The 19,090-nt window shown below is 65.0% G+C and carries 20 protein-coding genes; 11 read left to right on the top strand and 9 right to left on the bottom strand.

The window, feature by feature from the left end; all coding sequences use genetic code 11:
• Positions 1-36: 36 nt before the first annotated feature.
• The 6 genes from R2669_RS02635 to R2669_RS02660 all read right to left on the bottom strand — a co-directional run bounded on the left by R2669_RS02635 (position 37) and on the right by R2669_RS02660 (position 7,863).
• On the bottom strand, positions 37-1,611 hold the full coding sequence (locus tag R2669_RS02635) for a methyl-accepting chemotaxis protein (protein ID WP_316898390.1): 1,575 nt from the start codon (positions 1,609-1,611) through the stop codon (positions 37-39).
• A gap of 228 nt (positions 1,612-1,839) precedes the next feature.
• Positions 1,840-2,913, bottom strand: a complete 1,074-nt coding sequence (gene yjfF, locus R2669_RS02640) for a galactofuranose ABC transporter, permease protein YjfF (RefSeq protein WP_316898392.1) — start codon at positions 2,911-2,913, stop codon at positions 1,840-1,842.
• Positions 2,910-3,959 (bottom strand): ABC transporter permease, encoded by a 1,050-nt coding sequence (locus tag R2669_RS02645; RefSeq protein ID WP_316898394.1) that lies wholly within the window; start codon positions 3,957-3,959, stop codon positions 2,910-2,912. Before R2669_RS02645 ends, yjfF begins: the two co-directional genes overlap by 4 nt.
• Positions 3,956-5,539 (bottom strand): sugar ABC transporter ATP-binding protein, encoded by a 1,584-nt coding sequence (locus tag R2669_RS02650; RefSeq protein ID WP_316898396.1) that lies wholly within the window; start codon positions 5,537-5,539, stop codon positions 3,956-3,958. Before R2669_RS02650 ends, R2669_RS02645 begins: the two co-directional genes overlap by 4 nt.
• A gap of 118 nt (positions 5,540-5,657) precedes the next feature.
• Positions 5,658-6,644 carry an ABC transporter substrate-binding protein gene (locus R2669_RS02655; protein WP_065854357.1) on the bottom strand — a complete coding sequence of 329 codons (987 nt, stop codon included), beginning with the start codon at positions 6,642-6,644 and terminating at the stop codon, positions 5,658-5,660.
• 283 nt (positions 6,645-6,927) lie between these two features.
• On the bottom strand, positions 6,928-7,863 hold the full coding sequence (locus R2669_RS02660) for a helix-turn-helix domain-containing protein (protein ID WP_102066026.1): 936 nt from the start codon (positions 7,861-7,863) through the stop codon (positions 6,928-6,930).
• Between the two features lie 217 nt (positions 7,864-8,080).
• On the opposite strand from R2669_RS02660, the gene R2669_RS02665 reads away from it, so the two are divergent.
• From R2669_RS02665 to R2669_RS02695, 7 genes are all read left to right on the top strand, one after another.
• Entirely contained in the window at positions 8,081-8,869 is a 789-nt protein-coding gene (locus R2669_RS02665; RefSeq protein WP_316898400.1) for a GntR family transcriptional regulator, read from the top strand.
• Complete coding sequence (locus R2669_RS02670; RefSeq protein WP_316898402.1) at positions 8,866-10,590, top strand: fumarate reductase/succinate dehydrogenase flavoprotein subunit; 1,725 nt, start codon at positions 8,866-8,868, stop codon at positions 10,588-10,590. Before R2669_RS02665 ends, R2669_RS02670 begins: the two co-directional genes overlap by 4 nt.
• Before the next feature lie 2 nt (positions 10,591-10,592).
• The gene (locus R2669_RS02675) at positions 10,593-10,859 is read left to right on the top strand and encodes a 4Fe-4S dicluster domain-containing protein (RefSeq protein ID WP_147216272.1); all 267 of its coding nucleotides are present in this window, start codon (positions 10,593-10,595) and stop codon (positions 10,857-10,859) included.
• Between the two features lie 7 nt (positions 10,860-10,866).
• On the top strand, positions 10,867-11,826 hold the full coding sequence (locus R2669_RS02680; protein ID WP_316898403.1) for a HEAT repeat domain-containing protein: 960 nt from the start codon (positions 10,867-10,869) through the stop codon (positions 11,824-11,826).
• Entirely contained in the window at positions 11,813-12,106 is a 294-nt protein-coding gene (locus tag R2669_RS02685; protein WP_147216276.1) for a DUF971 domain-containing protein, read from the top strand. The genes R2669_RS02680 and R2669_RS02685 overlap by 14 nt, the downstream gene beginning before the upstream one ends.
• Positions 12,107-12,203: 97 nt before the next feature.
• Positions 12,204-13,196, top strand: a complete 993-nt coding sequence (locus R2669_RS02690) for a sulfonate ABC transporter substrate-binding protein (protein WP_316898405.1) — start codon at positions 12,204-12,206, stop codon at positions 13,194-13,196.
• Positions 13,197-13,267: 71 nt separating this feature from the next.
• Entirely contained in the window at positions 13,268-14,050 is a 783-nt protein-coding gene (locus R2669_RS02695) for a molybdate ABC transporter substrate-binding protein (protein WP_316898407.1), read from the top strand.
• A 23-nt stretch (positions 14,051-14,073) separates the two neighbouring features.
• Here R2669_RS02695 and R2669_RS02700 read toward each other — a convergent pair whose 3' ends face one another.
• Positions 14,074-14,637, bottom strand: a complete 564-nt coding sequence (locus R2669_RS02700; RefSeq protein ID WP_316876622.1) for a YbhB/YbcL family Raf kinase inhibitor-like protein — start codon at positions 14,635-14,637, stop codon at positions 14,074-14,076.
• A gap of 177 nt (positions 14,638-14,814) precedes the next feature.
• Between R2669_RS02700 and R2669_RS02705 the strand changes: the two genes are divergently transcribed.
• Positions 14,815-15,375 carry a YggT family protein gene (locus R2669_RS02705; protein WP_092972144.1) on the top strand — a complete coding sequence of 187 codons (561 nt, stop codon included), beginning with the start codon at positions 14,815-14,817 and terminating at the stop codon, positions 15,373-15,375.
• Positions 15,376-15,447: 72 nt separating this feature from the next.
• Entirely contained in the window at positions 15,448-15,630 is a 183-nt protein-coding gene (locus R2669_RS02710; protein WP_027679263.1) for a glycine zipper 2TM domain-containing protein, read from the top strand.
• A 40-nt stretch (positions 15,631-15,670) separates the two neighbouring features.
• On the opposite strand, the gene R2669_RS02715 is transcribed toward R2669_RS02710, so the two are convergent.
• Entirely contained in the window at positions 15,671-16,666 is a 996-nt protein-coding gene (locus R2669_RS02715) for a GlxA family transcriptional regulator (RefSeq protein ID WP_102066017.1), read from the bottom strand.
• Positions 16,667-16,800: 134 nt separating this feature from the next.
• Between R2669_RS02715 and R2669_RS02720 the strand changes: the two genes are divergently transcribed.
• Complete coding sequence (locus R2669_RS02720) at positions 16,801-17,460, top strand: cysteine hydrolase family protein (RefSeq protein WP_027679265.1); 660 nt, start codon at positions 16,801-16,803, stop codon at positions 17,458-17,460.
• Positions 17,461-17,499: 39 nt separating this feature from the next.
• Here R2669_RS02720 and R2669_RS02725 read toward each other — a convergent pair whose 3' ends face one another.
• Positions 17,500-18,324, bottom strand: coding sequence for an MBL fold metallo-hydrolase (locus R2669_RS02725; RefSeq protein ID WP_102066159.1), 825 nt, complete (start codon positions 18,322-18,324; stop codon positions 17,500-17,502).
• A gap of 156 nt (positions 18,325-18,480) precedes the next feature.
• On the opposite strand from R2669_RS02725, the gene R2669_RS02730 reads away from it, so the two are divergent.
• On the top strand, positions 18,481-19,083 hold the full coding sequence (locus tag R2669_RS02730) for a helix-turn-helix domain-containing protein (protein ID WP_316898410.1): 603 nt from the start codon (positions 18,481-18,483) through the stop codon (positions 19,081-19,083).
• Positions 19,084-19,090 lie beyond the last annotated feature (7 nt).

Genomic DNA, 19,090 nt, shown 5'->3' on the forward strand with positions numbered 1-19,090 from the left:
ATGGAAGCGCGCCTGACGCCTCATCCGCAGGGCCGCTTAAGCAAACGCGGGCCGTCCCGCCCCGTCCGCCAAGCGGAACACCGACACCGCGCGTCGCAAGGTCGTCGCCTGCTCTTCCAGCGATTGCGCGGCGGCGGCGGCCTGCTCGACCAGGGCGGCGTTCTGCTGCGTGACCTCGTCCATCTGCGTGACAGCTTGGTTGACCTGCTCGATGCCACGGCTCTGCTCGGCAGAGGCGGCGGCAATCTCGGCCACGATCTCCGACACGCGGCGGATGGCGTCCTTCACTTCGCTCATGGTCTCGCCCACCGCAGCGGCCTGCTGCGAGCCCGCCTGCACGACGGCAGCAGAGTCGCCAATCAATCCCTTGATTTCCTTGGCGGCGGAGGCCGAGCGTTGCGCAAGCGTGCGTACCTCGCTGGCAACGACAGCAAAACCCCTGCCCTGCTCACCGGCGCGCGCCGCTTCCACTGCGGCGTTCAGCGCGAGGATGTTGGTCTGGAAGGCGATGCCCTCGATCAACCCCGTGATCTCGGAAATCTTGCCGGAGCTGGTGCTGATCCGGTCGATGGTGCCGACCATGGCCTGCACGGCCTCGTTGCCGGCCTGCGCGATCGTGCTGGCGCTGGAGGCAAGGCTGTCCGCCTGGGCGGCGTTCTCGGCGTTCTGCTTCACGGTCTCCGTCAACTGCGTCATGCTCGACGCGGTTTCCTCCAGCGATGCGGCCTGCTGTTCCGTGCGCGAAGACAAATCAATGTTGCCGGCCGCAATTTCCTTGGACGCCACCGTCACGGATTCGGCCGATACCTTGATGCCGCGCACCGTCTCGGCCAATTGGTGGTCCATCGTGCGCAGGGCGGCCAGCAGTTCGCCGAACTCGCCCCGCGTGTCGATCACGATGTTGTTCTCCAACTGCCCGCCGGCAATGTGGTTGGCAACGTTGACCGCGCGGCTCAGCGGACGAGAGATGGCGCGCAGCAGATACCAGCACATGCCCACGCCCACCGCAAACCCCGCACACATCAGCACAACGGCCACGCTGAAGATGGAGTGGTAGGTGGCCTCGCTATCGTCGACGGAGGCCTTGGCCTCTTCCAGGTTGAGCGCAATGTCTTTTGTGAGCAGGTCGCTCACGGCCTGTCCGGAGGAGGCATGGCGGTTGATGATCTGTGCGGCCGCGTCGTGGTGGCCGCTTTGCAGCGCTTCGATCGCTTCATTCGTTGCGGTGTTGAATTGCGGCAGGGCGTCGTTGATCTTGCTGGCGACTTCGCGTTCCTTTTCGCTCGTCACGCTGGCAGGGTAGTACTGCTTCCACGCACTGTTGATCTTGTCCAGATCTGCGCGCATGGTGCGCACGGCTCCTGCAACCTGCGCTGCATCGTCCGTGAAGACCTGTGCGCGGCGCAGTTGCAGGCGTACGTCCAGTTGCGTGCTACGAAGCTCGGCAAGCTTGGCGATGGGCAGCGTGTTGCTGGCGTACGCGTCGACAATGTTGCCGTTCAGACGCATCAGGCCGCGCACCCCAAAAACGCCCGTGGCCAACAGAAGCACCAGACACAGACCAAACGCGCCGAGCAATTTGAAGCGCACCGAATGCACGATAGACGGCATGATTTCCCCCCGCTTTGTTTGTCCGGAAGCGCATGTGCTCCGGGTTCTTGAGTCTTCTAAGTCTGCATATCGGTTAGGCCGTGAAATACCTTAAGTGCGTGAGTTGAAGCGTCCACATGACGCCCTGCATCGGCGCATGCATTGGCGATCTGGGTGTATGCGGGGAGACATTCGAGCGTCGGCCCGTACGAGTGACGGGCCGACATCGAGCAGGAAGACTGCGTGCGCCTAGTTGAACGGTGGCACGGCGTGCGACTGCATGAGCATGGCCGAGGCAGGAGTGTCCTTGGCCGATTCATTGGACCGCTGCGCCGGCCTGTGCGGGCTCGCGGGCGGCAATGACGTCCCCCGTTGCACGCGTCCCAGGAAACGCTGCATGAGGCAGAAGAGGCACAGCAGCACGCCAATGGCAATGCGTGCCCACCACGAGCTGAGCGTGCCGTCAAAGGTGATCAACGACTGGATGACACCCAGCAACAACACGCCGACCACGCTGCCGCTGATGAGCCCCACGCCACCGGTGAGCAGCGTGCCGCCGACCACCGTGGCGGCAATGGCGTCCAGTTCCATACCTTGCGCGTGCAGCCCGTAGCCGGACAGCATGTAGAACGTGACCAGCACACCGCCCAGCGCAGAGCAGAAGCCACTGAGCACATAGACGAGGATGCGCGTGCGCGCCACGGGCAGGCCCATCAGCAAGGCAGACCGCTCATTGCCGCCCAGCGCGTACACCGTGCGGCCAAAGCGGCTGCAATGCGCAAGCCACGCAGCCGCGGCGAACACGACCAGCGCAATTACCACGCTGGGCGACACGTAGTTGCCGCCGCCCACCTGGACCTTGTACTGCGAGAGCGCGGTGTAGATGGGGTCCGTAATGCTGATCGAGTCGATGCTGATGAGGTAGCACAGCCCCCGTGCGAGGAACATGCCGCCCAGCGTGACGATGAACGGCTGGATGCGGAATACCTGGATCAGCACGCCCATCACCAGGCCGAACAGGCACCCGACGGCGAGCACCAGCGGCACCACCACACCGATCGACCAGCCGTGATGCTCGACCAGCGCGGCAGAGATCATGGTGGTGAGCGCCACCACCGCCCCCACCGACAGATCGATGCCGCCCGACAGAATGACGAACGTCATGCCGATGGCAACGACGATCAGGAACGCGTTGTCGATCAGCAGATTGAGAAACACCTGCACGCTGAAGAAGCCGGTGTAAGTGACCGACCCAAAGCCGAACAACAGCGCAAACAGAAACAGCGTGACGTAGAACGGCAAGCGCCGTGGATTGATTTTCATGACTGCGCCCCTGCACGGCTGTGGCGTTGAAAGAGCATGCTGCGAAACGCCGGCGATTGCGCCAGGCACACGGCAAACACCACCACGGCTTTCACCACGAGGTTGATTTCTGGCGGCACACCCATCGAATAGATCGCGTAGGTAAGCGTCTGGATGATGAGCGCGCCGATCACGCTGCCCCACAGGCTGAACTTGCCGCCCGCCAGCGAGGTACCGCCCAGCGTGACGGCCAGGATGGCGTCAAGCTCCAGCAACAGCCCGGCGTTGTTGCCGTCCGCGCTCTTGACGTTGGAGCAGATGATGAGCCCCGCAACACCAGCCATGGCACCGCAGAACGCATAGATGCCAAACAGCAGCGCCTTGGTGTTCAGCCCAGCAAGCCGCGCGGCCACGGGGTTGATGCCGACGGCCTCGATGAACAAGCCCAGCGCCGTGCGATGCATCAACAGCAACAGCAGGCCCAGCACAGCGGCGGCGATGTACAGCCCGAACGGCAGCCCGAACAGATAGCCGTTGCCCACGAAAAAGAACGGCTCGTAGTAGACGGTGATGATCTGCCCGCCGGTAATGAGCTGCGCCACGCCGCGGCCGGCCACCATCAGGATCAGCGTGGCGATGATGGGCTGCATGCCCGCGCCCGCCACCAGCAGGCCGTTCCACATACCACACACCAGCGCCGCACCCACGGCCGCCAGCAGTGCCAGCAGCAGCGGCACCTTGGTCACGTAGACGGGCAGGCCGTTCTGCACGACCAGCGTGCCGCCGACAAGCGATGCCGCGATGGCACCGGAAATGGCGACCACCGCGCCCACCGAAATATCGATGCCGCCCACCGCAATCACCAGCGTCATGCCGAGGGAGACGAGCATCAGCGGCGCCGCGCGGTTGAGGATGTCGATCAGGCTGCCGTACAGATGCCCATTACGAACGTCGAGGTGAAAGAAATGCGGGTTGAACCACGCGTTGAGCAGGCACAGCAGAAGCAGCGTCACGCACGGCCAGAACAGCCGGTGGCCCGTGAGTGCGCGCAGATTGGCGAGTTTCATGCAGCGCCTCCGGTGGTGGTGGATTCGCGGGCGGGCACGGGCACGTCGCCGCCGGCAATCACGTGGCACAGGTTGTCTTCCGTCACATCGGCGCCGGCCAGCTCGCCCACCTTCTTGCGATCGCGCAGGATCGCCAGCCGGTGGCTTACGCGCAGCACCTCCGGCAGCTCGCTGGAGATGAACAGGATGGCCATGCCCTTGCGGCACTGCGCGGTCACCAGGTCCATGATGTCGAGCTTGGCGGCGATGTCGATGCCGCGCGTGGGCTCATCCAGGATCAGCATGGCGGGGTCGGTCGCCAGCCAGCGCGCGAGCACGGCCTTCTGCTGGTTGCCGCCCGAGAGCTGGCCGATGGGCTTTTCAGCGTCGGGCGTCTTGATGCCGAGCTGGGCGATGTACTGGTCGGCAATCTCACGCTGGCGCTTCTTGGGCAGATAGCGGAACACCCCGCGCTTGGCCTGCAGCGCGAGGATGATGTTTTCTCGAATCGACAGTTCGGCAATGATGCCTTCGGTCTTGCGGTCTTCCGGGCAAAAGCCGATGCCCTGCCGGATGGCGTCGCGCGGCGAGCTGAACTGATGCGTCCGGCCCTGCACGTTGATCGAGCCCGCATCGTTGCGGTCGACACCAAACAGCAGGCGTGCGGTCTCGGTGCGGCCCGAGCCCAGCAAGCCGCCCAGGCCCAACACCTGCCCGGGGCGGACATCCAGATCGAGCGGCTGCACCACGCCACGACGGCCCATGCCGCGCGCGCTGAGGAATGCTGGCGCCGTATCGTCCACGGGCGGCACTTCGGTGCGCTCGAAGCGGCTCGCATCGATATCGCGCCCGACCATCTTGTTGATCAGTTGCAACTGCGGCAGATCGCGCGCGGCGTATTCGCCTTCCAGCCGGCCGTTGCGCAGCACGGTAATGCGGTCGGCAATCGCGTACGTCTGCTCAAGAAAATGCGTGACGAACAGCACGGCCATGCCGCGTGCCTTGAGCGTGCGGATGGCGGCAAAGAGGCGAGCCACTTCATCGTCGTCCAGGCTGGAAGTGGGTTCGTCCAGGATCAGGATGCGGGCTTCAGTGGAGAGTGCGCGCGCAATCGCCACCATCTGCTGGATGGCCACCGGATACAGCGACAGCGGCAGCGTGACGTCGATGTGGATGTTCAGATCGGCCAGCAGCGCCTGCGCCGCCCGGTTGGTGGCCCGCCAGTCGATGCTGCCCAGCCGCATGGGAAAACGGCCGATGTGGATGTTCTCCGCCACGGTCAGGTTTGGGCACAGGTTGACCTCCTGATACACCGTGCTGATACCGAGCTTTTGCGCCTCCAGCGGCGAGCCCGGCGCGATGGGCTGACCGCCGAGCAGAATCTCGCCGGCATCGGGCGCTTCAACGCCGGTCAGCACTTTGATGAGCGTCGACTTGCCGGCACCGTTCTGCCCCATCAGGGCGTGCACTTCTCCGGGAAACAAGCGGAAATCCACCCCGGCCAGCGCCTGCACGCCGGGAAAGTTCTTGCAGATGCCGCGCATGTGCAGCAGCGCGCCGCGTGCATCGTGTGCGGCGGGTTGATCAACGTGATCGGACATGGGTGTCACCTGTTAACGTGGCGCAGCCGGCAGGGCGAGTCACCGTAACCCGCGCTGCCGGCATGCTCCACTTCAGCTAAGGGCTTGCGAACGCAATTGAGTACGCAATACGCAGTACTCAGTACTTGCGGTTCGGGAACTCCTTGGCCGCCACTTCCATCGGGAAGATGCCTTCCTTGGTGACGATGCGCTTGGGCACGGTCTTGCCCGCCAGCACGGCGCGCGCGGTATCCATCAGTTGCGGCCCGAGCAGCGGGCTGCATTCCACCGTGACGTTCAGCTTGCCGGCCATCATGGCTTCAAACGCGCCCTTCACACCGTCGATCGAGATGATGACGATGTCCTTGCCCGGCTTGAGCCCCGCCTCTTCAATGGCCTGGATGGCGCCGATCGCCATGTCGTCGTTGTGCGCGTACAGCACGTTGATCTTCTTGCCCTCGGCCTTGAGGAAGGCTTCCATCACTTCCTTGCCCTTGGCGCGAGTGAAGTCGCCGGTTTGCGAGCGGATGATCTTGTAGTGCGGGTCGGCCTTGATGATCTCTTCAAAGCCGCGCTTGCGGTCGATGGCGGGTGCGGAGCCGACCGTGCCTTGCAGCTCGACGATGTTCACGTCGCCCTTGGGCTTGACGTTCTCCAGCAGCCAGCGGCCCGCCTTGCGGCCTTCCTCGACGAAGTCCGAGCCGATGAACGTGGTGTAGAGCGAGGTGTCTTTGCTGTCGATGCCGCGGTCGGTCAGGATGACCGGGATCTTGGCGGCCTTGGCTTCTTGCAGCACGGTGTCCCAGCCGGATTCCACCACCGGCGAGAACGCAATCACATCGACCTTCTGCGCGATGTACGAGCGGATCGCCTTGATCTGGTTTTCCTGCTTCTGCTGCGCGTCGGAGAACTTCAGGTTCACGCCCTGCGCCTTGGCCGTCGATTTGATGGACTCCGAATTGGCGGTGCGCCATTCGCTTTCGGCACCCACCTGGGCGAAACCCATGGTGAACGACTTGTCGGCCGCGTGAGCCGCTGTCGTCAAGCCCGTGGCCAGCAACACGCCGGCCGTAGCCAGGAAGGTCAATACGGTCCGTCTGGCGCACGCAGCGCTCGTTTTTTGCATCGTTTGTCTCCGTTATGGTGGAACGCAGCCGGTAACTACCCCCGGGGCTGCGCACGTCGTCTTTGCAACGCGATACACGAGTCGAATCCGGCATGCGGCGCGCATCTTGCCCTGCCGGTGATTCGTGCTGAGCCATGGTATGGACAGCGAGACATGACCGTCTAATGCTTTTTTGGGGCCTTACCGATATCGGTTTTGATATCAGGACAGGCGTTTGCGCATCGTGCGGCGCACCAAAATCGCGCGCAGAGCGCAGGTGAAGGGCCGACGCAGGGGCGGCCGGTCAGCCCGATTCGGCCAGCGATGCCGCCACGTGCGAGAACGCCACGCGCTGGCGCCGGAAGTCATTGGGCGACAGCCCTTGCCGGCGCCGGAACACCACCGCAAAGTGGCTCGCACTTTCAAAGCCCACCGCGGTTGCGATCTCCAGGATGGACATGCGTGTCTCGGTCAGCAGACGGCTGGCAAGCTGCAGGCGGCGCTCAGTCACGTACTGATGCGGCGTGCGGCCGCTGGCCTCCTTGAAGCTGCGCGCGAAGTGATGCACGCTCAGGTCGGCAATTTCGGCCATGTCGCGCACGCTGATGGGCTGCGTCACGTTCGCTTCCACAAAGTCGATCACGCGGCGCAGGACATGCGCGGGCAGCGACGCGCGCGTGGCGATCTCCTTGTTGCGCTGGGCGCTGTCGCGCGCTTCTTCCAGATGCGTGCAGGCGCGCACGATGATGCGCATGGCGCCGCCCATCACCGTGTCGTTCATCCACGCGCGGTCTGGCCGGGAAGACGACAGGCTGCAGAAGACGATCCAGGTCGAGCGCGGCGTCATCTGATGGCGCAATGGGGCACCCCACACGATGCCGCTGTGCAGATTGAAGCGGGCCAGATCGGCAAGGAAGGTTTCGACGCGGGGGTCGCCCGGGCTGTTGCCCACGCGCTCACGCAGGTAGGGCATGTCCCACGCCAGAGGCAGGCCGCAGTCGCCCTGCAGCGCGATGCGCGGGTCGATCTCGAAATGGCGCTGCTCCAGATAGCGCTCTTCCCAGCCGGCGGGGGAATTGGTGTTGTAGAGCACGCGTTGCTCGCCCCGCTGCTTGCCCGCCTCGCCGATGTATTCCATCAGGCCAAACGAGAGCCACTCGAAGCCGACGTCGTGCATGGCTTGCCGCAACGTGTCAGCAAAGCCGGCAGAAAAATCTTGCAGGCGCGTGCCCTGGTCCATCACCCGTATCCGTTGTTTTCGTGCGCCGTCTGAAGTGCGGCGCTCCGTGCGTCCGGTGCCGGCCCGCGTGTGCGGTGCGCGGCGGCTCAAAACACTCTCGTCACTATAGCTGCGGCGCCTGTCAGAAACCGAGCATGCATATCGAAAAAGCTTCGTTCCGCTGCATACGTCTGCTTTTTACACTGGGCGCACTTGTTATGACGAGTTGCGCCCATCGATGACCACCTCTAATTTGCACCGCCAACCTGCCCCGCCGCTCTATGAGCGCATCAAGGGCACGCTGCGCGAGGGCATTCTCAGCGGCCACTACGCGCCGGCCTCGCTGCTGCCTTCGGAGGCGGCGCTGGGCGAGCAGTTCAACGCGAGCCGCATCACCGTGCGCCAGGCACTTGCCGATCTGCAGAACGAAGGGCTGATCTTCCGCCGCCACGGAAAAGGCACGTTTGTGAGCCAGCCGAAGGCGTTCCAGAACGTGACCGCGCTGCAGGGCTTTGCCGAGGCGATGTCGGCACAAGGTCACGCGATTCGCAATCGCGTGCTGACGCTGCGGACCGTCCCGGCACCGACCGACGTCGCGCAGGCGCTGCAGCTGGCGCCCGGCACGGCCGTCGTGGAGTTGCATCGCGTGCGCCTGCTGGACCAGTTGCCCGTGTCGCTCGAAGTGACGTGGCTGCCGGAGGCCCTGGGCAGCATCGTCGCCCGGGCCGACCTCGTCACGCGCGATGTGTTTCTCGTGTTGGAGCAGGACGCGGGTGTGGCGCTGGGCCACGCCACGCTGGCCATCGATGCGGCATTGGCCGATCACGCGACGGCCACCGCGCTCGACAACACGGGCGCAGGCGCGGCACTGCTGCGCGTAGAACGCCTGACGCACGACGCCCAGGGCGCGCCCATCGACTTCGAGCGCCTTTATTTTCGCGGCGACGCCTTCCAGTACCGGCTTCGGCTGGATCGGCAGGTGGCGTCGCATGCGCAATCCATCCTTCCTTTGCAAAGCACCGTATGAACACGTTGGAACTGGAGTACGACCTCGTCGTCGTGGGCGGCGGCACGGCCGGCCCGATGGCGGCCATCAAGGCAAAAGAACGCAACCCCGCGCTGCGTGTGCTGCTGATCGACAAGGCGCACGTCAAGCGCAGCGGCGCCATCTCGATGGGCATGGACGGGCTGAACAACGCGGTCATCCCCGGGCATGCCACGCCTGAGCAATACACGCGCGAGATCACGCTGGCCAACGATGGCATCGTCGATCAATCGGGCGTGTATGCGTATGCGCAGCACAGCTTCGCCACCATCGAACAACTCGACCGCTGGGGCGTGAAGTTCGAGAAGGACGAAACCGGCGACTATGCCGTCAAGAAGGTCCATCACATGGGCAGCTACGTGCTGCCGATGCCAGAGGGGCACGACATCAAGAAGGTGCTGTATCGGCAGCTCAAGCGTGCGCGGGTGGAGATCACGAACCGCATCGTCGTCACGCGCGTGCTGACGGATGCCGATGGGGCCGCCTGCGGCGTGCTCGGCTTCGATTGCCGCACGGCGGATTTTCTCGTGGTGCGCGCCAAGGCCGTGGTGCTGAGCTGCGGCGCCGCCGGGCGGCTTGGCCTGCCGGCTTCCGGCTACCTGATGGGCACGTACGAAAACCCCACCAACGCGGGCGATGGCTACGCGATGGCGTATCACGCAGGCGCGGAGCTTTCCAACCTGGAATGCTTCCAGATCAACCCGCTCATCAAGGACTACAACGGCCCCGCCTGTGCGTATGTGACCGGCCCGCTGGGCGGCTACACCGCCAACGCGCGCGGCGAGCGCTTCATCCAGTGCGACTACTGGAGCGGCCAGATGATGTGGGAGTTCTACCAGGAGCTGCAAGGCGGCAAGGGGCCGGTGTTTCTCAAGCTCGACCACCTGGCCGAAGAAACCATCCAGACCATCGAGACGATCCTGCACACCAACGAGCGCCCGAGCCGCGGCCGCTTCCACGCGGGGCGCGGCACCGATTACCGCACGCAGATGGTGGAGATGCACATCTCGGAAATCGGCTTCTGCAGCGGGCACAGCGCATCTGGCGTGTATGTGAATGCGCGCGCGGAAACCACCGTGCCGGGCCTTTACGCGGCGGGCGACATGGCCGCCGTGCCGCACAACTACATGCTCGGCGCGTTCACGTACGGCTGGTTTGCGGGGCAGAACGCGGCGGACTACATCGCCGGCCGGCAAGGCGACGCCCGCGTCGACGACGCGCAAATCGAACGCGAGCGCACGCGCATCTTTGCGCCGCTGCAACGCGATCATGGCCTCGCGCCTGCGCAAGTGGAATACAAGCTGCGCCGCATGGTGAACGATTACCTCCAGCCGCCCAAGGTCACGCGCAAGATGGAAATCGGCCTGCGGCGCTTCGACGAGATTGCCGAAGACATCACGCACCTGCACGCACGCAATCCGCATGAGCTGATGCGCGCGATGGAAGTCAGCTTCATCCGCGATTGCGCCGAGATGGCCGCGCGCGCCTCGCTCTTCCGCACCGAAAGCCGCTGGGGCCTGTATCACCATCGCGTGGACTACCCCGAACGCGACGACGCCAATTGGTTCTGCCACACACGCTTGTACAAGGACGCACACGGCGCCATGGCCAGCCGCAAGCAGGCCGTCGAGCCGTATGTCATCCCTGTCGATGTGCTCGGCACCGATTCCTACGCGCACATGCGCATTCCGAAGGCTGCATGACCATGCAACAGACGACCGTTCATTTCGCCCACACGCCGCACGACATCACCTCGCGCAGCAGCGCGCCCGTCACCATCGACGAAGCCAAGTGCATTGCCGACAAGGGCTGCACCGTGTGCGTCGATGTCTGCCCGCTCGACCTGCTCGCCATCGACCTGACCAAAGGCAAGGCTTTCATGCAGTTCGACGAATGCTGGTACTGCATGCCGTGCGAGCAGGATTGCCCGACCGGCGCGGTGAAGGTCGACATCCCGTATCTGCTGCGCTGAGGCCGCGATGACGACAACCCTCCTGGCGCGCCTGCACGACGCGGACGCCGCCACCCGCCGCGTCGCCCTCCTCCAGCTTGCCGATGCGGAAGACGCCGACGCGCTGCCCGATGTGATTGCGCTGCTGGCGCAGGACCCGGCGCCGGAAATCCGGCTCGAAGCCGCGCGCATCCTGGCGACCTGGGAACAGCCGGACACCGTGGCCGCCCTTGCCCGTGCACTGGAAGACGTGGATGGCACCGTGCGTGACGCGGCGGCAATCGGCCTGGCGGATTTGAAATCGCCCGACTCGGCGCCCGCGCTGTTGCCTTACGTCGACCATGCCAGCGCCTTTGTGCGCGCCGCCGCGTTGCGCGGGTTGCGTGAGCTTCGCGTGCCCGAGAGCGAAGCGCCCGCGCTGCACGCGCTGCAAGACGCTAACGCCGCCGTACGCCGCGAGGCCGTTGCGGTGCTCGGCTGGCGCAAGCATGTGGGTGCATTGCCCGCGCTGGCGGAACGCGCACGTCATGACGCAGATGTCGACGTGCGCCGTGCCGCAGTCGGCGCCCTCGGCCTCGCCACCGATGCCGCTGTGCTGCCCGCGCTGCTCGCTGCGCTGCATGACACCGCCTGGCGCGTGCGCGAGGAAAGCGCCAGCACGCTCGGCAAGCTGCGGGCGCTTGCTCCCGATGCGCATGTCACGCAAGCGTTGGTCGAGGCGCTGGCCGATGCGTATTGGCAAGTCCGCCTGCAGGCCGCCCGGGCGCTCGGCCGTTGGCGTGCTGCGCATGCCGTCGATGCGCTCGCCGCGTTGCTCACGCACCCGATCAGCAATCTGCGCAAGGAAGCCGCGCTCGCCTTGGGCGAAATCGGCGAAGCCTCTGCCCTGCCCGCCCTGCGCAGCGCAGAAACCGACGGCGACCCGGAAGTCGTCAAGGCGGTGCGGATTGCCTTGGCACAAATCGAGAGCGCCCGTGCAACCCCCTGAGCGCATCGACAACGACGTCGCACAGGGCCGGCTGCGGCTGCACTGGGCAGACGCCGTGGTCGCACTCGACCACGCCGCATTGCGCGAGGCGTGCCGCTGCGCGGAGTGCCAGTTCAAGCGCCATCACGGCACGCCGATCAACGTGCCGGCCGCCGTGCGCGTCACCACCATCGCGCCCGCGGGTTACGGCGTGCAACTGGTGTTCAGTGATGGCCATGCGCGCGGCATCTATCCGTGGGCGTATCTGGCGGAGCTTGCCGCTACTGCAGCACCGGGCTGACGTTGGCGGCGTCTATGCACATGCAATCTTGTTCGTTCCTTCGCGCGTGCGCGGTCCGTAGCATCGACCGCACAACACCTGACTCGCTGGAGGAATCATGCAAACCCAATCGCCCCATACCGCCGCATCGTTTGGCCGACGACGCTGGCTTGCCGCGCTGCTGGGCGCCGGCCTCGCCCTGAGCGCAGGGCTCACCCAAGCCGCAGACCCTGCCGGCACGGTGCGCGTCGGCTTTCAGAAAGCCGGATTGCTGGCCGTGCTGAAAGCGCAAGGCTCACTCGACAAACCGCTGGCCGAGCTTGGCTACAAGGTGGAATGGAAGGAATTCCCCGCCGGGCCCCAACTGCTGGAAGCGCTCAACACGGGCAGCATTGACTTTGGCTACACCGGCGCGCCGCCGGCCGTGTTTGCGCAGGCTGCAGGCGCGCGCCTTGTCTACGTGGGGGCCGAGCCCGGCGGCAAGACCAACGAGGCGCTGTTCGTGCTGGACAGCTCACCCGCGCACAGCGTGGCGGACCTGAAAGGCAAGCGCATCGCGTTGCAGAAGGGCTCCAGCTCCAACTACCTGCTGGTGCAGCTGCTTCGGCGCGCCAACCTCACGGTGCAGGACATTCAGCCGATCTACCTGCCGCCGGCCGAGGCGCGGGCCGCCTTCGAGAGCGGCGCGGTCGATGCGTGGGTCGTGTGGGATCCGTATTACGCGCTGGCACAGAAGGCGTTGAAGACGCGCACGCTGGGGGATTTCAGCGAGCTGCCGGTGTTCAACTTCTACGAAGCCACGCCGGAATTCGTGAAGACGCATCCGCGCGCGGTCAACGCGATCCTCGCCCAGTTGCGCACGGCCGGGCTATGGGTGAATCAGCATCCGCAGGAAACCGCCGCCCTGCTGGCGCCCAAGCTCGGCATCGAACAGCCCGTTGTCGAGACCTGGCTGCGCCGCGTGCCCTACGGCGTCACGCCGGTCACGCCGCAGATCGTGGCTTCGCAGCAGCAGATTGCAGACCTGTTTCTGCAGCAGAAGCTGATTCCGAAACCGGTGAACGTGCAAAGCGCTGTCTGGCAGGCGAGCTTCCCCGTCGCGGGGTTGTGATCGCATCTGCGTGGGTTGTCGTTGTCATGCAGTGCTAAGGTGCGGCACCGACACGTAATCGGAGCCGCATCGTGATTTCGAGAATCCCGTTTCTGGCAGCGCTCTTGGCGCTGTGCACCGCCGGCACCGTCGGCACCGTCGGAACGGCAAGCGCTGCAGACATCAGCGTCCTCACGGCCGGCGCATTCCGGCCCGTGCTGGACGCGCTGGCACCGTCGATCGAACGCACGGCCGGTGTCCACCTGATCATCGCCAACGGCACGGCGGGCGAACTGGCCAAACGCATTCAGAACGGCGAAGCCTTTGACGTGGCGATCCTGCCCGAGCCCGTGGCAAAGGCCCTCAGCGCGTCGGGCCATCTGGCCCCCACGCTCAGCAGCGTGGCCCGCGTCGGCATTGGTGTGGCGGTGCCCGAGGGCGCCTCCAGGCCCGATATCTCGACGGTCGAGCAGTTCAGACAGACCTTGCTGGCGGCGCCGTCGGTCGCGTATCTGGACCCGGCAGCCGGCGGATCGTCTGGCATGTATCTATCGAAGCTCTTCGAGACGCTCGGCATTGCGCAGGCGATTGCGCCGAAGGCTGTGCTTGTTCACGGCGGGCTGGTGGGCACGCGGCTCGTCGATGGCAGCGCCGCGCTGGCCGTGCATCAGATCAGCGAACTGCTTGCGGTGCCACGCATCCAGTACGTCGGGCCCTTGCCCGCAGCCGTCCAGAACTACACCGTGTATGCAGCAGGCGTGAGTCCCCATGCGAAGAACCCTGCGGACGCACAGACGCTGATACAGGCGGTGCATGGCAAGGACGCGGCGGCCCTCCTCGAGCGCAAGGGCATGGAACCGGCCGCGCCACGGTAAGCGCGGCGGCCAGCGTCTTCTCCTCAGAAGTTGCCGAAGCGGCCGATCCAGGCGGCGGCGCCTTTGCTATGCCCCTTGATGGCTGCGTCGAGTTCAGCCCGCGTAAGCCCATTGGGCAGCGCGTCCGGCGCCAGATCCGTGGCGATCAGCACAAAGACGTAGTGGTGCATGCCCGTGCCCTTGGGCGGACACGGCCCGAGATACGCCGGCTTGCCGATAGCGTTCTGGCCCATGCGCAGGGCATTGCCCGTGCCGGCGCCTTCCGGCAGGCTCGTCTGCGTGGCCGGGATTCCGTAAACCATCCAGTGGTTCACGCCCAGGCCGCCCGCGCCCTGCGGGTCGGTGGCAATCAGCACGAGGCTGTTGGTGCCGGCCGGAACGTTGGACCAATGCAGCGGCGGCGAGACGTTGTCGCCCGTGCAATTGGCGTTGGCGGCGTTCTTCCCGGCGTACTTGCGGTCCATGACGCCGTTGTCGGCAAAGGCAGGCGATTCGACGGTGAACGTGGTGTCGGCCTGCGCATGCACCTGCGGCACGGCAGACAGGCACGCCAGCGACAACAACGCGCGAAACAAGGTGGGTTTCAAGGCGGGTCTCCTCACACGGAAAACAGCGAACGGGCACCACAATACGCGAATGCGCCGCGCCTGCGCACAGGCATCGCCACACAGATGGCCGTCAGATTGCCGTGCGACAATACCGCGCCCCAGCACGCGCGTTTGCCGCGCGCTTTTGCCTGACCTGACCATAGGAGAACCGGACGCATGTTCGGCGATATCACGCGTTTTCTGCTCGACACGATCTTCTCGCTCTTTGGCGCGGCGCTGCTGCTGCGCGCCTGGACGCAAGCGGTGCGGCTGTCACCGCGCAATCCGCTGTCGCAGGCCATCTTCCAGCTGACCGGCTGGCTGGTGCACCCGCTGCGCCGGGTGATTCCGGCCACGGGCTATATCGACTGGTCGTCTCTGGTGGCGGCTTATGCCACGGCGCTCGTCTATCTGTTCCTGCTGCTCGCCTCGGTGGGCTTGAGCCCGGTGGCGCTTGTGCCGATGGGCTTTGTGGCCGCGTTGTTCACCGTGCTGAAGTGGGCGTTCAACGTGCTGGTGTGGGTGACCATTGCGTCGGCCGTCCTGTCGTGGATGGGGCCGGCGTCGCCCATGGGCGCGGTGCTCAATACGCTGGTCGACCCGCTCTTGCGCCCGATCCGCCGCGTGGTGCCGCCGCTGGGCGGGCGGCTCGATCTCTCTCCGTTGATCCTGCTGGTGATCGCGCAGGTGATCGTGATCGCGCTGTCGCATCTCTCGCTGTCACCGCTGTTCATGTGAGCGCGGCACGCGCTTTGCTCGACTGAGGGATATGCCGGCCGCTGCATTTGGCCGGCGACTCAGGAGGACATCATGAATGCATGGAAGACAGCGCTGATATGCGCACTTGCCGCGCTGGCGCCCACGCTCACGGCGTGTACGGCCGGTGGTGCGGTGGCAGGCGGTGTGGCCGGCCACGAAATGACGCACAGCACGGCCGGGACGATCGGGGGTGCCGCAGCCGGCGCCGTCATCGGCCACGAGCTGAGCAAGTAAGCAACACACCACAGCGGCTGACCAGCCGCTTTTTTTCTTTTCAGGCTTGCGCAAACAAGGCGCGGTAAGCGCTGGGCGACGTGTGATACGTCCGGCTGAAATGCTGCCGCAGCGACACCGCGCTGCCGAACCCCGCCAGTTGCGCAATCGCCTCGACAGGCTGGCGCGTGGTCTCCAGCATCCGCTGCGCATAGGCCAGACGCTGCCCCAGCAACCATTGGCCGACGGTGGTGCCAGTCAGCTCACGGAAGCGCCGCGTGAAATTGCGCCGGCTCATGGCCGCACGCTCGGCGAGCGAGTCCAGCGAGTGTGGCTGCGCGAGGTTGGCCACCGTCCAGTTCAGCAGATCCGACAGGCGATCGCCGCCGGGGGCATCGTGCAGCGGTTGCTCGATGTATTGGGCCTGGCCGCCCTGCCGGTGCGGCGCAACCACCAGCCGCCGTGCAATGCGGTTGGCCACCTCCGCACCATGCCAACGGCGCACGAGGTGCAGGCAGCAATCCAGCCCGGCGGCCGTGCCCGCGGAGGTCACCAGACGGCCGTCGGCAGCGTCCAGATAGAGCACATCCGGCACAAGCTTCACACGCGGGTAGCGCTGCGAGAACGCATCGGCTGCGCTCCAATGCGTGGTCGCCTCATGGCCGTCGAGCACGCCTGCTTCGGCCAGCACAAACGCGCCCAGGCACAGGCCGACCACGGTGGCACCGCGCGCATAGGCATCGCCCACCGCATTCACCATCGCCGCGGGCGGCCGCTCGTCCGTGTCACGCCATGACGGCACGATCAGCACGTCGGCGCGGGCGGCATCTTCGAGCGTGAACTCCGTCTGCACGGCAAACCCCGCCGTGGTGCGCAGGCCGCCCTTCCTCGCAGGCTCGCCGGCGCAGATCCGCAGGTGGTAGGACGGCAGTCCTGCCCAGACGCGGTCTTCAAACACAAGACATGGCACGGACAGGTGAAACGGGCTGATGTCGTTGAAGGCCAGAACGGCGATTTCCTGGGGATGCTGAGATGGCTGTGATGGCTGGGCTTGCATACAGGCTCCGCGCTTTGGCCCGATTCTTTCGATAAACGTCTTTCGGGCCACTGTCGGGAAGGATAGTCATCCGCGAAGATGCTGTCCACGGGCTCACGCAAATGCCCGATCCAACCGACCTTGAGGAGTCAGCCATGACTACGAACAACACCCCGAAGCGCGCCCTGATCGTCATCGATGTGCAGAACGAATATTTCACCGGCGGCCTGCCGATCGAGTATCCGGACCCGCAGCAGACCGTCGCCAACATCGGTGTCGCCATGGATGCGGCGCGCGAGGCCGGCATTCCGGTGATCGTCGTGCAGCAGACCTCGCCGGCCAGCTCGCCGCTGTTTGCCATCGATACCGACGGCTGGCAATTGCACCCCGTGGTGGCGTCGCGCCCGCATGACCACTACCTGCGCAAGCTGCTGCCCAGCGCCTATCCGGAGACGGACCTGGCGCAATGGCTGGAGGCGCGTGGCATCGATACGCTCACCGTGGTCGGCTACATGACGCACAACTGCGATGCATCCACGATCAATCACGCCCTGCACAACGGCACGGCCGTGGAATTCCTGCATGACGCGTCGGGCGCGGTGCCGTATCAGAACCAGGCCGGCTTTGCGAGCGCGGAAGAGATCCACCGCGTGTTCAGCGTGGTGCTCCAATCGCGCTTCGCAGCGGTCATGTCGACCCAGGAATGGGTGCACAGCGTGAAGACCGGTGCGGTGCCGGTGCGCGACAACATCTACAAGTCGAATCAGCGGGCGCGGGGGCTGCTCAAGGACGGGGTGGCGCAGCAGGCAGCGTGATGCCGCACGCGCAGGCCCAGCGCGGGCTGGTTCGAAGTTTTAATCACGGCCCGTCGCGCGAGCTTCAACGGCTTGAAAGGTGAAATCTTCACCGCGCCTGGTCACGCGGCCGATACCGGGAAAGTCGAGATGCGCGCCCGCGACGTAGTAGTCGGGGCGCGCTGTTCTTTCCAAGATCGCCTTGCGCGTAGCACGCGCCTGGGGCTGGCTGTCATCAAGCTCCCAAGTCAGTTCCGGACGTCCGAACTGAATGGACGGTACGTGAATGATGTCGCCCCACACCAGGAGGTGTCCGGCACTGCTTCTGACTTCGTAGACCGTATGCCCTTGCGAATGCCCCGCGGCCCGCACGGCGGTGATCCGGTCGCTGACGATCAGCCCGTCGTCAACCGGTGCCACACGATCGCGCACTGGAGCGAGCCGCCCGGTGATTTCCGATACCTCTTCCTTCGGGATCAGGATGCGTTCCGCCTTGGGAAATGCCTCCGAACCATCCGGAGCAATAAGCCCGTGCACATGGTCTTCATGCGTGTGCGTGACCGCTACCTGAGTGATGGTGTTTCTGTCGATGCCGCATTCCTGCAATCCGCTCAGGAGGCCGCCCATCGAATCGTCCAGTGCGTTCGATGCGCCGGTATCGATCAGCACAGACGTGCCCTTGTGGACCACCAGGAACGCGTTGACTGACAACCGCAGTTGGCCGTTCACGACGGGAACGCCGGCAGGCAGCGTGTCGAGGGGCTCACCGGATGCCTGGCACAGCCGTGTCGTCGGCACGTCGATGTAGCCATCGCGCAGCGCGACGACCCGGACATCGCCGAATTCAAAGTCAGCGTAGCGCTGGCCTTGCGAAATCAGTTTCATGCTGCACATGCTTCGCCTCCATTTCGTTATTCCGGAGAAACTTATCTTCTATAGAAGATTTTCGCAAGAAAAAACGGCATTTCGGCTTGGACGTTCTTCCATCGTGGACATAATGTCAGCCTGGCGAGTTTGCGTCGGTAAGGCAAAGGAGGCGTGTTGGCAAAGCAGGATGAAGACGTGAGGCAGCAAGAAGACGACGAGGCGTCGTCGCATGCCTTTGGTGCGCGTGTGCGCAAGCTGCGGGAGGCCGCCGGGCTGACGCTGGAACAGTTTTCCCAACGCTCGGGCGTCAGCCGGGCGATGCTGTCCAAAGTGGAGCGCGGAGAAAAAAGCCCGACCATCGGGATTGCAGCCAAAATCGCCCACAGCCTGCAGACGTCGTTGACAGAGCTGGCCGGGGGCGGTGCATCAGAGGGCTCGGTGGTGCGCATGCGCCGAGCTGAGCGGCCCGTCTTCCGCGATCCGGAAACCGGCTTTGAGCGGCATATCGTTTCACCAGCAACGGGCGGCGGACGCGTCGAACTCCTCTATCACTACCTTCCGCCCGGCGTCTCAACCGGGATACTGCCCGGCTACCCTACCGGGGCCGAAAAGCAGATCGTGGTAACCATCGGCAACCTCGTCGTCGAGTTCAAAAACGCCAAGGAATACCTGGGGCCCGGCGACTCGCTGTTCTTTGAGGCGAACGTGGAGCACGGCTTCGCCAATCAGACGGCGGAGCCTTGCGCGTATTTCATGGTCGTGTCGCGCCACGCGTGAGCAAAGC

Source organism: Ralstonia edaphi (genome assembly GCF_958350185.1).
Taxonomy (GTDB): domain Bacteria; phylum Pseudomonadota; class Gammaproteobacteria; order Burkholderiales; family Burkholderiaceae; genus Ralstonia; species Ralstonia edaphi.